Origin of the sequence: Butyrivibrio proteoclasticus, from assembly GCF_900115735.1 — a bacterium.
Lineage (GTDB): Bacteria > Bacillota > Clostridia > Lachnospirales > Lachnospiraceae > Butyrivibrio > Butyrivibrio proteoclasticus_B.
This window is the reverse complement of the sequence record NZ_FOXO01000001.1, coordinates 210,519-227,403: the sequence shown is the minus strand read 5'-3', so window position 1 is coordinate 227,403 and position 16,885 is coordinate 210,519. Positions and strand designations below refer to the sequence as shown.

At 33.0% G+C, this 16,885-nt stretch carries 13 protein-coding genes; all 13 read right to left on the bottom strand.

The window, feature by feature from the left end; genetic code table 11:
- Nucleotides 1-204: 204 nt before the first annotated feature.
- The 13 genes from BM146_RS00915 to BM146_RS00855 all read right to left on the bottom strand — a co-directional run bounded on the left by BM146_RS00915 (nucleotide 205) and on the right by BM146_RS00855 (nucleotide 16,869).
- On the bottom strand, nucleotides 205-1,224 hold the full coding sequence (locus BM146_RS00915; protein ID WP_083413339.1) for a glycosyltransferase family 39 protein: 1,020 nt from the start codon (nucleotides 1,222-1,224) through the stop codon (nucleotides 205-207).
- 170 nt (nucleotides 1,225-1,394) lie between these two features.
- Entirely contained in the window at nucleotides 1,395-1,799 is a 405-nt protein-coding gene (locus BM146_RS00910) for a hypothetical protein (RefSeq protein ID WP_177201550.1), read from the bottom strand.
- A gap of 258 nt (nucleotides 1,800-2,057) precedes the next feature.
- On the bottom strand, nucleotides 2,058-4,313 hold the full coding sequence (locus BM146_RS00905; RefSeq protein WP_074882971.1) for a YfhO family protein: 2,256 nt from the start codon (nucleotides 4,311-4,313) through the stop codon (nucleotides 2,058-2,060).
- A 31-nt stretch (nucleotides 4,314-4,344) separates the two neighbouring features.
- Nucleotides 4,345-5,178, bottom strand: a complete 834-nt coding sequence (locus tag BM146_RS00900; protein ID WP_074882969.1) for an SDR family NAD(P)-dependent oxidoreductase — start codon at nucleotides 5,176-5,178, stop codon at nucleotides 4,345-4,347.
- 9 nt (nucleotides 5,179-5,187) lie between these two features.
- Complete coding sequence (locus BM146_RS00895; protein ID WP_074882967.1) at nucleotides 5,188-6,930, bottom strand: thiamine pyrophosphate-binding protein; 1,743 nt, start codon at nucleotides 6,928-6,930, stop codon at nucleotides 5,188-5,190.
- A gap of 5 nt (nucleotides 6,931-6,935) precedes the next feature.
- Nucleotides 6,936-8,354, bottom strand: a complete 1,419-nt coding sequence (locus BM146_RS00890; RefSeq protein ID WP_242949314.1) for a lipopolysaccharide biosynthesis protein — start codon at nucleotides 8,352-8,354, stop codon at nucleotides 6,936-6,938.
- A 71-nt stretch (nucleotides 8,355-8,425) separates the two neighbouring features.
- Nucleotides 8,426-9,553, bottom strand: coding sequence for a polysaccharide pyruvyl transferase family protein (locus tag BM146_RS00885; protein ID WP_074882963.1), 1,128 nt, complete (start codon nucleotides 9,551-9,553; stop codon nucleotides 8,426-8,428).
- A gap of 72 nt (nucleotides 9,554-9,625) precedes the next feature.
- Nucleotides 9,626-10,240, bottom strand: coding sequence for a hypothetical protein (locus tag BM146_RS00880; RefSeq protein ID WP_074882961.1), 615 nt, complete (start codon nucleotides 10,238-10,240; stop codon nucleotides 9,626-9,628).
- Nucleotides 10,233-11,558: an ATP-binding protein gene (locus tag BM146_RS00875; protein ID WP_074882959.1), complete on the bottom strand. Its 1,326-nt coding sequence runs from the start codon at nucleotides 11,556-11,558 to the stop codon at nucleotides 10,233-10,235. Before BM146_RS00875 ends, BM146_RS00880 begins: the two co-directional genes overlap by 8 nt.
- A gap of 103 nt (nucleotides 11,559-11,661) precedes the next feature.
- The gene (locus BM146_RS00870) at nucleotides 11,662-12,783 is read right to left on the bottom strand and encodes an EpsG family protein (RefSeq protein ID WP_074882957.1); all 1,122 of its coding nucleotides are present in this window, start codon (nucleotides 12,781-12,783) and stop codon (nucleotides 11,662-11,664) included.
- Nucleotides 12,784-12,795: 12 nt separating this feature from the next.
- Nucleotides 12,796-13,869 (bottom strand): glycosyltransferase family 2 protein, encoded by a 1,074-nt coding sequence (locus tag BM146_RS00865; protein ID WP_177201549.1) that lies wholly within the window; start codon nucleotides 13,867-13,869, stop codon nucleotides 12,796-12,798.
- A gap of 34 nt (nucleotides 13,870-13,903) precedes the next feature.
- Nucleotides 13,904-15,040 carry a glycosyltransferase gene (locus BM146_RS00860; RefSeq protein WP_083413338.1) on the bottom strand — a complete coding sequence of 379 codons (1,137 nt, stop codon included), beginning with the start codon at nucleotides 15,038-15,040 and terminating at the stop codon, nucleotides 13,904-13,906.
- A 236-nt stretch (nucleotides 15,041-15,276) separates the two neighbouring features.
- Complete coding sequence (locus BM146_RS00855; protein ID WP_074882954.1) at nucleotides 15,277-16,869, bottom strand: YveK family protein; 1,593 nt, start codon at nucleotides 16,867-16,869, stop codon at nucleotides 15,277-15,279.
- Nucleotides 16,870-16,885: the final 16 nt, after the last annotated feature.

Here is a 16,885-nt window from a genome sequence, read left to right as displayed (position 1 = left end):
TATGATTGAAAACGATACAACCATAAAAGGAATAATTATAATGAACAGTCGTCCCCAATCACCAAATGAACCGCTAATATTTCCAACAATTATTGATAACATCCCACCAGCCAAACCCATAGTCAATAATGGTACTTCTCTATCTTTTATCCACTTATATATAGACATCACTAACATAAATAAGCAAATACAAAATGATAAATTTTATTTTGTAAAGCCTCCATTGATAATATTAAAATATGCCCTTATCCCTTTGGGATGAGCAAAAACCGCAAAGCTAGACCTTCCAGCATCCAGCATCAATCCAAAATTATATTTCAAAAATGCTATTCGATTAGAATTAATGCAATAATCTGCAAACTCTTTTAGCTCACGATATCCCCCTACCAACTCAAGTACTTTATCTGTAGCTTTAAACACACTTGTGTCAGTCTCTAAGACAGATGATATACTATTCACTATTTCAGCATCGTAATAATTCATATAAAGACCCGAATCTATAGCTTTATATGCAGGATGATAAACTTGAAGCGTAGAAAAGCCCCATATTCCTGTTTGAACTCTGACCCAGTATATTACTGCAATATATATAACCAAGATCGTAGCAGTAAAAGCTGACACTTTTGCTAAATTCTTCCTTCCTGACATTTTCATAAGAACAAGTAGCATCAAAAAATCTATAGTATATAAAAACAATGCCGTCTTTGTAAAAAATCCAGTCAAACTGAATATGACTGCAAGCAAACCATCTTTTTCATTTTCTTGAACAATATATCGAACAGAAAAGAAAATAAAAAAACATGTAATTGATAGAGCAAGCGATTCAGAAAGAATTACCAAGTCCCAGTTAACCACTACTGGTGAAGTTCCATATATAAATGCTAAAATGTAACTAATATCGCTGTTTACTTTTGATTTCATAAAGATAGCATTTAGCGCTTCTTCAATAGTCTTCCTCAAAACAACTACAGCCACAAAACCTATTACAATCTGAAAAAAAATAACACCTAAATAGTACTTTTCGTCAAATATGTATTGAAAAAAATCAATGAAAACCGGATATAGTGGCCCCCTTAAACATCTAGAAAGGCTGTAATCTATATAGCTTTTACTATCGTTATACAGCACTGGTATCTCTAAAGAAAAGTGCAAAAACAAGCGACAAACAATCAGTGTGCTCCAATACAGCACAGTCTTCGAAATATTATTATTACAAAGCTTCATATACTTTCCTCAGTTGTATTGTATTTGCTATAAGCTCGTGTACATGATTTAACAACCCTTATTTATCATAAATATTCTTTCTTGGCATACTCAATATATGCTATCAGTAATATGTTGAGCAGCCTTATAAATTGAAGCACAGTCTCTGGTAATAATTCCTGAATAATACACTACAGAAAGCATAACACTAAAAAAAGGGCAATGCCTAACATCATACAAACAATCAATCTATCTCGTCTTAGATTTCCGTTTTGTAATGCATTTGATTCACAAAATTTACGCTTAGCCCATTTTTCAGATGCCCTTGATACAAACTCATTCCAATACAAAGCCAAAACAAAAAGTGAAAAACCAAATACTATATTGCCTTTTTCAAATGTTCTAATTATTGGGAGCCCAAAGAATATGATAGCAATAACAACATCCCCACAAAGTACTTTAACATTAAAGCCGTCCATATATTTATTGTTCTTCCCATCTCTTAAAACATATACTGATACCAACACTAATATTATTTGAAATAGTTGAATTGAAAAATATCTGTCGTATATTGTTATACACTCATTACCAACCATGGAAAAAAAGTAAAAAAGATAACCAGCGAAAAGTCCATTTTTCTTGTGTATAAAGAGTATATATGATAACTAGTAACGTGATTATGATAAAAGGAACTCTAACAACATTTTGATAAAGTGTTACATACACAATAATCATACATATGGCAAGAAAAATAACATCAAAACATTTTAAAAGTTGTCGTATAACATGATTAAAGTATATGTTTTTTGTCAAAATAGAGCCTCCCTCAAACACATCCTACATGTATGATTATTTCATTTATTATCATTCTCTTTTAAAAACAAGGAAGTAAAGCAATATATACAATACAAAATTAAACACATAATACTAACGATTATTCCCAATGTAAATCCTGGTGTACTATATGTAAATTCAACAAAATGATTACCTGAAGGAACCTCTATCACCATCATTCCTGCAGAATTAATGATATTTGTTTCATTCCCATCAACCTCTGCCTTCCATCCTTGCTCAAATGGAACACTAAAACAAACTAAACTATTATCTAGAAAATTTGTTGTACAAGAAAAACCATTTTTGTCTCTAAAAAATTGACTGACTTGTTTTTCTTTTGTCTTTTCAATAAGCGTTTTTAGATCAATTGTATTGATATTTTCTTGTGCAACAATGTCATATTCTTCGCATAAGAATGAATTACTGTCATTAACAATCACCGCCGACATTAAAACTTTTGCTCTATTTTCAATAGGCAAACTCTGAATATCCTCTTCTAACACAACACTATTAACAGCAAATCCTATTGGGCATGCTTCAACTTCATGTAGATATAATGTCATATCACCTGATGAGTATTCTCCAAGATTTGTTTCTCCTTCATCCCTTGATAAATAATACTTTCCACCTAATAGTTCTGATAATCCTTCTATTGTAGATTTTATCATTCTTGTATTTGACGATTGCGTATACCCAAACAATCTATCAAGTTCAACTATTGATGCCTCCACAGTAGAAGAAAATGAACTCGTACCATTTGCCTCTCCTGGAAGCGTGATGAGATTATCAGATGCTATAAATCTATATTGTTCGTTTGGCGTTTTTATATTTGTCGCAATACTGTACTTATTTATATAATTTATCTCATAGTCATCAGCATTTTTTACACAATAATCCTTTATAGAAAAACTTGTTGTAAACAGGCAAAACAATGATGTCATAATTAACAATAGAATATAATTATTTTTCATGTATGATGCTATAAAAATAATTACTGCACCAAATATAGTTATCATACATAAAAAAAACAATTTGTTATAATCAAAAATAATACTCTCATCTGATTCTTTAGACCAAGAAACATTACATATTATTACTGTATATAATAGCGCACTTAAGCCATATAAAACACTAACAAATCTAAGCTCAATAGAATTGTCACTATCCAATACAGTAGCAGTAGCCAGCGACATTAACAGTACTAATCCAAACCACCACCTAAAGTTCCCCTCTCTAAATAATAGAAATACCGAGGAGGCAATTGGCGAAAAACTTATAAGTAATAGTACAACAATCATTTTCCCCAACCATGAGTGAAAATCTTTTTTTAAATATACAAAAACAGGAATTAATCCAAACATAGGAATGTACAAAGACATCGATTTCCAATTATATTGATTTAATATAGAAATATTATTTTGAGCTTCAGCTGGAAATATAAAATTCTTAATAAGGAACAAAAAATCTCTTGAATTCCAAACTATATTCTCCAAATAAATGCCCAAACTATTTCTAGGATTGCTCATTATATAAATAATATTGGGCAGAAATAGCATTGCAGCCATTCCAACTCCTAGTACCCCCCCGATTAATGGATAGGCAATTTTACTAAGAGTCAAACCATATTTTGGAGACTTTATAACAAAATAAAAAATCATAAAAATAACTTCTATGACAAAGAAATAATAGTTGCAAACACAATTAATAAAAACTGCAAGTGGGAAAATAAATCTATACCTAGATTTATTTTCCATAAGTAAGTCTATGCCCAATAATAACAATGGAAAAAAAGCTACTACGTCATGAAAATGATAAAATTCAATATTTATACTCTGAAAACCAGAAAATGCATACAGAAGCGCACCTATTATTGCCCACTTTTTATCATTAAGATATCTAACAATATAAGCAAATGATGTTATACTCGCTGTAATATACTTCAACACCCAAATAAAAGTCACAACATATGGAAAACTATTTGCAGGAAAAAGCATCGATAGCCAAAAAAAAGGACTTCCTAATTCATAGAAACTCATTCCATGTATTGTAGATGTACCCAAATCAAGGTTCCACATCCATGAATTAATTCCATAATTTTGTATTTGCTTGTGCAGAGCAACTGTAAAAGGAATTTGCTGAGCATTAAAATCATCTGCCAGGAGAAAAAAGCCATCATTTTCTATTGCCCTTGGAATTAGAGCACCGCCAGCACATATCAGAGTTAGTACAACCAATAAGCCAATATATTCAAGCTTCTTTTTACCTTTTATATCCATATATACCTCAAAAAGTATTTTAGTAATACTATTATTTATGTAGACTAATCGTCCCAGATCCACCAGAAATATAATATGTATCGCCTACTATCAAATCACCATATCCGCTAACCATAAAACCAGCAAGTCTCGCAACTTCTTGCGGTAACGCGTACCTTCCAATTGGACTGCTAGAATGACTAATATCACCATCAGAATCTTTGCCAAGCATAGGAGTTGCGGTTGGACCAGGCGCAAGTGCATTAACAATGATGCCATATTTAATAAGTTCATCTGCCAATCCTTTTGTCATTCCTGTTATAGCCCATTTTGAAATAGCATATGGTTGAGAAGCTGGCCTTAACGCTGAAGCTGATGACAGGTTTAATATATGTCCCTTTATTTTCTTACTTATCATAATTTTGGCAACTGATTGAGAAAGAAAATAAGTACCTTTTAAATTAATATCCAAAATGTCGTCAAAAGTACACTCATCAACTTCTAAAAATGTTTTTGAATTGTTGATTCCAGCGCAATTAACCAAAATATCTATTCCATCATTTGGGGACATCTCACAAACTTCCCTAACCTTTTCTGAAAACAGCTGAATTTCTTTCATATTTAGAACAATATATCTCAGATTATTTAAGCCCTTTCCATTACAAATCCTAGCAAGTTTATCTTCGCTTGTTCCTGCAATAACCACAAAGCATCCTAGCCTGAGTAGTTCTTCAGCTATAGCATAGCCGATGCCTCCGCTCCCACCTGAAATCAATGCTGTTTTCCCTTTTAGTAATTCCTCCTCCTTGACCGGACTTGGTACAGAGATTATTTCTTTTGTTCTTAGTAGGCGTAATGTATTTTGAACTTTTGATTTGATTCCCATATTTATCCTTCAATCTCTACCCAATATTCTTTTTAGCACATGAACACCGCTTTCACCAAGAACACTTTTTGCCATATCTTTTGCCGAAGAAGCCACTCCACCACATGCATTGATAATTAGTTCAAGTGCTCTACTTTCATCTTCTGTAGTGGTAAATACCTCAAGAAGAATTGGTTTATCTTTTTTATCAGCACTAAAGAATTTATCTTTCACTTCTTTGAATTCATCTTTATTTGATGCACAAAAATAATCAAAACCTAAATCCTCTGCATAATGCTTAAGAAGATTGCTAGATTTGTTCCCAAAGTGCCGTGCAGCACAAATGAATTCATCTGCATATTCACCTATTGGTGCGCACCAATTTCCATAATTTCTGAATTCGTTACCTTTTCCATTATTAACCACAATCAGTCTGATATTTGCCCCTATATCCCTATTTCCAATAGCATTTAAATCATAAAAGAAAGCTAAATCCCCTACAATGCCAAAATATAGCTTGTTTTTATCCGCCAAAGAAGCACCTATCATCGATGAGACACATCCGTCTATGCCAAATCCTCCAGTATTACAGAAACCGAGTACTCCTTCATTTAGCTGAAAATAATTCCACGTTCTTAGTGAATTAAGAATGCCAAAATGTACAGCAGATCCCTTAGGAATCATCAACGATGATTGACTTGCTATCCATGCGTTGGAAAATGGTAACTCTGGAAGCTGTTTCTCTATAACTTCACATTCCTTTTTCCATTCCTGATAATACGTAGTAAGCTGGACTGATTTCCCTCTTCTAATCATTTCCTCAAAAAATGCTTCCTCATCACTTTGAACAAGCACTCTTAAATGCTTAAATGTATCCTTATGGCGTCCATCAGGACTAACTCTCCATACAATATTGGGTTCAATTTGCATATAGGCACCTGACATTTCCCCAATATGTATAAGGAAATCAATTTTTAAGCATGCAGATCTATTCGTCCTTTGAATAGACATCAAGTTAGGAAGAACACGATATTTCCCCCAATAATTGCTAGTATGATCACATAAAACCACTCCGTTGTATAATTCGCAGAATTTTTCGAGTAATTCTATCTGCTTTTGTTCCCATTTCAAATGGGCCCCTACAAATACGGCTACTTTATCCTGTTTTATATCTGGAATGTTCTCTGTATTAGAATAAAACTCCACCATAGGAACATCTGGTAATTCTTTCACACTGAAATCTGGTGAATACGTTGTTTCCAAATCAATATGAACTGGTCCTCCGCCGTTTTTTCTGAGATCAATTAAGGCATGATTTATTAGATTGATAGCTGCCCATTCCTTTTCTTCATTGAAAATTGTCTCAATATAGAAGCTTGATTTTAGAATATCGTTAGGTTTCGATGATCGATCTAATACTTGTGGTATATTTTGCCCCACACGCTCCCTTGGTTGCGTTGAAGTTATCGCCAAAACCGGAAGATTTCTATAAAAGGCTTCTGTTAGTCCAGGCATATAGTTCCTAGACGCAGTAGCTCCAGTACAGTTGATTACAACTGGCTCTTTAGTTTCTGCTGCCAGTCCACATGCCATATATGCAGCAGATCTTTCATCTACTGAAGAATAAAGATTAAAATATGAATCATGTTGTACACTAGCTGTAAAACATATATTTGTACTTCCTGGGCTTATTATTATATTTCTAATATTATGTTTTTTCAGCAAGGAAATCAGAATTTGTGTATTTCTTTCACTTGTGTAATTAATATCCATATATCTCATCCTTTTCTTTCAGATAGTATTGCTTTTACATGTCTAATAATCATTTTATGTCTCACCAATATAGTACCAATAAATGCTAAAACTGAAACATATCTGACAAGTGGTAATTCATAAGTGAATAGCAGTGCAAAACCTGCTATTATAAAAACAAACGACATTAGCAAGATAATTCTAACATCATATACTTTTTCATTTTCTAAGTTTTTATTTATTAGTATTCGCATAAATAAATAATGAAAAACTGCATAGAATATAAAACATACCAAAGTAGTATAGCCCGCCGCATAATATCCATATATCTTTAAAAATATAAAGTTCAGAATAATATTTAATATTGCCCCTATCAAAGTTGCAATAGTTATGTATTGAGTTTTTTCATAGTAAAATTCAAAGACAGCGAAGAATGTATACAAAAATGAAAAATAGACACTCATTGCTACTGGCGGAATTACCCATATTGCTTCAGCATATTCACCTGGAGCAAAAAAAGCAACTAATTCTGGAGCTAATGCAATTAGTGCTAAATTCACTATAGCAATTACCGCAAATGCAGGATATGCAACCTTCTTTATTGAAGAAGCTTCATTATTCTTAATTTTTTTGTAAAGCCATGGCTCAATTGTTTGCATCATAGCAGAATTAAACACTGTCATAATTTGAGATATAGAATATGCCAAACTATATATACCAGCCTGACTAGTCCCGATCATTCGCTCAATCATTATTCTATCTGCGCTATTAAGAACAGTTTGAGATAAATAATGCGGAATAAGCGGAATGTTAAAAGTTAATGCATATTTCCATATTTCCAAAGAAAAAAAACAATGTCCACGTATCATGTGTTTAGCAAATAACAAAGGGTAAAATGCTACGTTTACCAAAACCATCCCTATTATTCTTGCATTTACCTTATCATCAAATGTGAACATAAGTACCATCTGAACGACAGGCAACAATATCGATGTAATTATTGATACTATCGCCAATCGCCTATACTCTAAATCCACTCTCTGTTCTGCAGCCCAAAAACTAAAAACACCATTAGTCCATATTATTATCAGCATGCAAAGCATCTGAAAAGTTGTTAAATGAAGTAGATTATTAAAATATCTATGAAAAAGCAAGTAAAAACAAGTCCATACAATCACAAGAGTAAACATTAACCCTTGCATTGAAGATGTAAACCTGTTCTTATCTTCCTCATATATCACCAAACCACGAACATATACGCCAAAAAAAAGGTTGAACGTGGTTATAATTGAAATAATACCAAACCATGAATAGAATACGCTAAATTCTCCATATTCTGATGTTGTCATCAGCCTTGTAAATATAGGAGTTGTAATAAAAGATATACCTCGCTGAAGAAAAGCACATATCAAAAACCAAAAAGAAGCCTTAATCTCTCTTGGCATTACGCTATATTTTACTTTTATTTTATTAAACATTTTTTCCACGTTTGCTGCGTTTAACAACAAACACCTTTCTAAATACTATCTATCAAATCTTTTAAAGCCATTTTATAAAATCTCTCATATAACACACTGTCATTCATAATTCTAATATTCTCGTCTTGTATTTCCTTCGCCATTTCATACGCTTCATCCAAACTTGAGGCAAAACGAACAGCCTTACTATCATATAATCCCTTAAACCACTCAATCGCAGACGTAACCTTGTGATCGTTTGTTTTTATGACTATAACTGGTGTGTTTGAAATCAGTGAAAAAATTGTCCCATGATATCTATCAGTTATGATGCATTTGTATTGAGCAAATTGTGTAATTTTGTCATTGATTTCTTGTTCAAGATTTTTAAATACCTTTTCTGCACTATGTAAACTATTAGTATCAGTTTCATCTACTCTCTCAAATGCAAAACCAAGCTTTCCTTTTAGATTATCAAGTTGCTCTCTACTGTAATACTTTTCATCATCATCTCTTACGCAAAGAAGCACTCCCTTGCGTTCTCCCTCAACTCTTATACGTCCTATCAGTGATGTTACAATATCAGGAAAGCATGCAAGTCTAGACTCATCAATAAAACTCAACGCTTTTTTATACGATATATTATCTCTAGTGATAAACCTTAGTCTTGAACAATTCTCAAATATCTTCTTAGTGCATTCCACATCCTTATTATCATCCAATTTCACTGTTTGAGGCAGGACAATAAGAGCGTTATGCGAAAATTTCTTAGCAATATGCAAGTGCATGAGATGATCCGGGTTATTGTGTCTTGTGCAATACCCACTTTGAAACAAAATTAAATCATCATTACTTATTATGTTCTCCATAAAAGTAATAAATTTGCTATCAAAAGTTACTCTTGTTTTTGCTTCTATTAAAATGCGATTTGGATAATTATCATTAACCCACATTCTAGTACAATATGTCTGAGCTATATCACCCAAATTATTATGTTCGGGAATCCCGAAATAAAACACCTTAAAATCCTCTCTCCTTACTCTCCTATACTTACCTATAAGTTCATTAGCCATTCTTCGTCTACAAATATACTCTTTAATAATCCTAATAGGTGTAAAAAAGAAACGAGCAACACAAAAAGCTGCTTCGTTTTTCATAATTGTATTTCTAATTGATTCATAATTCATATAACTTCTCTACTCTCCAAAATAGTCCAATATATATTATTGGTATATTGTAAAAGAACAAAATCTCTAAAACTACTCCAATCTTTCTTTGAGAATTTTCCTTAATTCCGATTCCGTTGCAACAAATGCTTCTTTGTATAGATACTTTTCAATTTTCAACATAAAATCAGTTTTGTAATGTAATCCAGCTAATTCAGCCTCTTCAACTCTCTCCTTCGATAAAAAATCCTTTTCCGGATTAAAAACCAAAATGTAAGTAATATGCTCCTTTGCAAACAACAACGGATTATCAGTATATAGCGGAATATTACTTTTCATTTCATCAAGTATATCCATAATCATGTGCCATACTTGATAAGCTTTTTCATTAACACTATCTTTAGTGTTTCTTACCGACTGATTTTTGAACTCAATAAATATCCAATCTTTATTTTTATCAACAAGCATCGCATCTGTAGATGCTATAGAGTCAGATTTTTTATTTGACTCAGGCCATCTTGCAATCCTATATGGATATTGCGCTAAGGTATCTAATGAAATTGCTTTAAACTCTCCTTGCTTATGATATACTAGGACACCGTTATTATCGTCCAAAGACAGCGTACTTAAATCACCAAGTAAAGGACAATTATCATACTTTCCCGCAAATTTTTCAAAGACTTCTAATACATCCTTCTGGTTATCCATTCATACTCCAACTTTCCCACTCTTCTTCTTCCAAATCAAGATCCATACTCGGTTTAACCATATGCTTATATATTTCATTTAGATTAGCCGTTGTGTCGCTGAATGAAACATCCCCATTCGGATCTATGTTAGAAATATAGTAATTGCATCTATTAGCTATAGCATGCTTTCTTGAATAGAATTCTAGAGAACGCAAAAACTTCGAGCTATGTGTAGTAACTATGATATGAAAATCAAAGCATTTCTGAAGAAGAACGACTAATTCTGCATAAACTTTCTGCCACTCAGGATGCAAGTGTATTTCCGGTTCATCTAATATTACTACATCCTTATCATTCATAATTCCTGTATCTATCAATCTTTTTATAATAGCAAAAGATTTTAGACCAGTAGATAAAGAACGTATATCCAAAAAGCCTTTTTCAGGTACTTCATACTCATATTTTTGTCTGCGCAGAATTTTTCCAGGTATGACTTTATTTAACACACTAATTATGTCATTAGTCTTCTTATCTGCCAGAATTTCTCTGAGAGCTTTATCTGAATCATCAACCGCATCATCCAACATTCTACTATACAATCTGTTTTCGTACGAAGGCTGTCCTCCCATACCAACAAAGTTGCTATCTTCTGTGTTTAACCTGTCTATAACAAATGGGTTATCAATATAGAAAGCCTTGTTTTTCAAAACCACTTCAGATTTGAAATCATTACAAATATTATTCTGAAATTCACATCGTATCTCTTTATCCTTTATATAAATAGTCAAATTTGCTGGCTGATTATTAGCAATATTATTAATGTTACCATTAAACATACTGTCAAAATTATTTGTTATTATTCGCCTTTCATACACATCATCAGATACATCCATTACACTTTTTATCGTATTTGCCAAATCATCGATAATCTGATTTTTCTTTGTAAGATAAGCATCGCTCTCAGATACCATCTCAAAAAAATACTCATTGCAAATCGTATCTATTTTTTGATACAAAACGCCCTTTATTTCATCTTTAGTCATCTTATCTGTTAACTGTCGCAAAAATCCATACGTATACCCTGTAATATCAAATCCGCCAAAAGGTAATTCTTCCAATCCAGTAGAATCCAACACTTTAGCCATTCCATTTAGCATCATATTCAACTTACTGGTTCTCATTTTCCCTTTGATATCAGTAACAGATGCAAATACAGCATCGATAGCCTTACCAACTGTACTTTTCCCTGAATTATTAGGGCCAACAATTATGGCTATACCATCAATATTTATTTCGGCATCACTAATTTTGGCGAAATTGGTTAGTCTTAATCTCATATATTGTCCTCGTTTATTATATGTAAAATTAGTCCGCTTTTTAATATAATATATTTTTAAGTTTTTTCTTTAAAAATGCCTGCTTCACCAGATTTGATTATTTTCAAATTGATAATCCCCATATTGTTGTATATGGCATTAATGTTTCACCAAGGTAGTACTGCGAAATCCATATATAAAATCTGGCAGAGCAATATACATACAATGCCATATCAAACAACATTTTGCTATCTTTCACCCATTTATACGAACTGCGAAAATAATACGGAGCAATAATAATTAGCGGCAACATTATTGCTTGCATTCTTCCGAAAATTGTTATAACATATCCCATCAGCCCAAATAAAAATCCCATACAAAGATAAGCAAAACTTAATCTATCAAAATTATTATCTTGTTTTTTAGCTTTACCATAATGATAAAGAATGAACAATGGAATATAATACACAAATTGTTCAAGTCCAAAACTAATACTTTCTGTTGCTTTATATACATAATAACGTTCAGATGCCGCAAATTTAGCATACACATCATTTCTAAGGAGAGCAGAAGAAACAAGCATAACAACAATTCCCATAATCAAATGTCTTTTTTTGATTTTATTGAATGTCATATATATATAAGGTATCACTAAAATCAATACACTCCTATGCATAAATGCCGCGGCAAAAATTAGCAACAAGCTTTTAATGTTTTTCTTTTCATAAAGTGCATCAAATACAAAAAAAGAAATGGATACAGCCATATACTGTCTAATTGCAGAAAAACTATTAAAATAAAACAGGCAAAGATAAACAAACACTGCCTGCGAAACATTAGCCTTATCCCTATATTTCCATATCAAATAAACAGGTGGAATTACTGTTATGACAGCTACCAGCATCAAAAAAACGCAGTAAGAATTAAATGTATTTTTTACTACTACATTCAACAATATATAAAGTGGCTCAATAGCATAATCGCGAAAGCCATGAAATGTATCGGCACTCATGAAATCTAGCCAATACCCTGCACCAATCTTGACATCCGTTCCTGTCAAACTTATGCCCTTAATTGTTATCAGCAATATTGCTACACAAGATAATCCTATAGGAATATGTCTGCTCGCTCCCACTACTTGGACAGAAAAACATCTTGTACCAAATGTCCTTGTTAATAACACACAAAAAAATATAATAAAAATATAAAAAATAAATGTTGCATTGCTCCATTCAGCTGCTACCATCTATCACATTCCTCAACTAAACAACTTAAATATTTTCCTTGTAAAACCATATCCTAAAAGACTTGTCAAAATAGCCATCTTTACTTTCGATTTAGTTTTCGGATTTTTTAGTACTTGACATTTATTTCTATCAATAAATAATTCTATTTTCTTTTGGTCTTTTGATAAATAACTAGGTAACATCATCAATATTGTAAAAGCAATATTGACACACCTTGATATCAACGGTTCGTATATGCTTGAGTTTTTATTTACATCTATCAATTCTTCCAGCTTTTCAATTGTCTTCATCATCTGTGGTTTAAAGTTTCTAGAAATACTACCTTCATGTTCATAATAATTGTAGGCATTAAAATCTAAGTACTTCCCTCGACTACATTTCATGATATAGTCAAAGTTAAATTTAAAATCTTCTGCAATTATCATATCTGCATCAAAACGTTGGTTACCAATTATATCTTTTCTATATAGCTTTCCCCAAACTGCATTTGTTTCAATACATGCAAATTTGGGAGTCATGTAACAAAGATAATCTATACATCCAACTTGATCACGTATTTCATACCCTTTCATCACTGCATAAAATTGTGTGCAGGTGTTCTTAATGTGTCTGCATCCACATGCTACAAAATCAATTCCTTTAACGTTTTCTACCATCTCAGCAATTGCATTTTCAGCCATTGTGTCATCACTATCAATAAATATGATATATTCTCCATTGCATTCATCAATACCTCTGTTTCTTGCTACTGAGACTCCAGAATTATTTATATGCAAAACTTTTGTTCGCGCATCTGCAATCTCATCACACAATTTTGCGCAATCCCACTCAGAACCATCATCCACTATAATAAACTCAATATTGTGATATGTTTGTCTCTGTACACTACGAACAGCCTTTTTTAATAAGTCGCCTTCCGTATCATGCACAGGCATTATCACAGACACTAACTCCCGTACTATTTTATCCTCCTGAACAGTCTCTGAATAATTAGCGAAATGATCACTAGTTCTATCGCATACAAAATCCTCCTCCGCAGAGTATTCTGTGGATTTTAAATTCCTTATAGCTAACCGCTGCTTCATTAACTCATCCTTGCCTATACTAAACATCCATTCTTCATATGTTTGATTGATATTGCATTCTTATGGCATTTAAATACCAAGTTTCAAGTTTTGGAACTTGTGTTTTTATATTATAATTATCCGCACTCTTAGTTAGTTGTACATCCATATCAGCTACGGCGATAGCAACTTCAGCCCACTTATCAGGAGATGTATCCATGTCCATATATCTACATCCATTACTAATTACCGCTTCTCGCGGTATTGCCTTTGAGATTACAACCGGAACCCCCGAAACTTGACTTTCTATCGTTGTCATAGACAAGCCCTCAAAAACTGATGGAATAATCAATACATCGTTCACACGATAATATTTCTCAGGATTAGTGACTTTCCCCACCATAACAACATGTTTTTCTAACCCTCTTCTTATTATTCCTTCTTCTATCTCTTCATGAAGCTCTCCATCACCAACCAATAAAAGCACCGCATCGTTTCTTCTATTTAGAACTTCTCTAAATACATCAAGTAAAAACTGATGATTTTTAGCATATGTAAATCTTCCTATGTGACCTACTACAAACTTTCCATCCACCTTTAGGTCTTTCCTCAGCTGCCCAACTTCCGCATCAGATACTCTAAATTTCTCAAATTCCACCGCATTTTTAAGAACATACACTCTCCCCGCGTCAAAATCTTTATCACCGAACATCCAACGCCCAGCCTTTTCTGAGCAGGCGAAATAATGCGTAGAAAATAATTTTGCAAAACAGCGCAACAGCTGCTTGGCAGCATTCCTTTTAAATTCATTTCCACCTGGAACACTATGATTGTGCGCAATTCTTATAGGCACATGTTCTCTCCAAGCTGCATACAAAGGAAATACTGACAACGTGTTAAGATGAGAATGAACTATTGTATATTTTTCTGTTCGCAAAAAAACTCTAAGCTGTTTTATATACTCATTTAATTGTTGATACGGTGGAAGCTTAATAAATCTTGCTCCCATATCAATCAACTCTTGAGGCGGCTCTACTGTGGAATCAGCATCGTAATAAAAATCAAACTGAAACTTGTTATGATCAATTGCTCTATAATAATTAAATACAACAGCTTCTACTCCACCAGCCCACATCTTACCAATAATATAAGCAATTCGAATAGGTGTGCTATTCTCTATTTTATTTTTCACTTTGTACAACTCTCCCTACCCATCAATAGTGTAATCTTTAGCCTTTCCCACTATCTAGATATCCTTAAATCTTATTTTATTTTTAATGTAATGCTACATTCCTTTAGCTTCTATACTAATTCATTAGTAGAAAACTCACTCGTAAACACCCATTTATAATGTTCGTTTTTTTATTAAAGACATATTATTATACATCATTTTCTTCTCATTACAAACAAAAGCATCCGTTCCCACAATCATTCTAAAACAACTGTTCCTAAAACTATAATTCCAAACTTATCACATATTTCAAGCATCTTTGCAATACCGTCGTACCTTGACTTACCAGCTTCTTCGACCAATACCACTGCATTTGAATTATAAAGCTTCTCAAGAGATTCAGCATCAAATAAAGGTGAAGGTCCCGTACTATACTCAATGCCTTCAATGCCAGACTTCTCCTCGAGTCCTATCTTTAGGTTCTTCTTAAATTCTTCTGTTCTTTTAAAGTTTCCAACACTGGTTATGTAAAGGCTCTTATAACCATTCCTCTTAATCCCCAATTCAATGGATGAAATAGTTATATCCATCGCATCTGCTGCAGAAAGATTTCCATCATGCACTTCAAATAGTGCATCAATAAACCTATCAACTCCACTAAAGAATTTGTTATATCTATTCTCATCTCTGACAACGCCAAATACCGAAAGTTTGAACATATCCGTAATATCCCTCCTAGATTTAATCTTGGGAGACATGACATAAAGTATTCCATAAACGCATAGTATCAGAAAAAGACCTGCCAAAGCACCGATAAGTATCATTTTAACATTAAGAGAATTTGAGGGGACCATCACCACATTCTGTTCGCTTTCCTCAGCTTTTTCAGACACTGAAGCAGATGCTCCCTCTGTTGTTGCGTCAGTAGTAAGCGAAGCCTCCTCTGCAGTCTCTCTCTTTGCTATTGCAAGAGGATCCGCTTCTTCAGCATTTTGGCTTTCCTCCTTAACAGTTTTCAAAAGCGCTGCATAATATGCCTTTTGATCAGCATTCATAGCACTCGATACCTGCTGCATACTCTTCTCTATTCCTATAAGCGTATCATTATAAGCTTTTTGTTGATCCAAAGTTCCCACATTATATGACTCATAGTACGTTGACTGCACTTTAGAAATGTTGTGCTCATACTGGTTCTGAACAAACGTCACCACTTCATTGATTTTTTTATCAAGTATCTTGATTATAGCCTCGCACTCTTTTTTAGATGGAGCATTCGCCCACACCGTCATAATATCAAGGCCAGTCTTGTTACATCCGTAGATTTCCATGACAAATCCATCATCATATTCCCACCCATTTGCACTCTTTATTTCTTTTATAACTGATGAATCATAAATAGCATTTTTATAAAGGTTTACTATATTATCGACATTTGTGACAGTCGATTCATTAGGCACATTGTCATCATTAAAATCACTAATTTTATATGTATATACATAGTTAGGTACATGATATGCGTCATATTGAAATACTATTGATTTCTCTTTAAGGCTGGATCTGCTTTCATAATTTTTCTCATATCCAAGATAAGTCTCAACTGCATTGACAGCTTCTAACTTTTCATTAGTGGTTAGTTTTTTTCCAAGCACTGCAAGGCTACTCTCATCTATGGGTGTAACAAGTTCTCCCTTATCATTAATTACCACCGGCACCTTCTTATAGTATCCATATATTCCCATGGCAAGCATGCCTATAAGCATAAATGCAAAAGCCACCCTCCATTTTAAGAGAAGATAGTGCAAAAGGTCTATCAGATCAATCTCAACTTCATCCCTATAATCATAGCTCATAAAAATCTATTCTCCT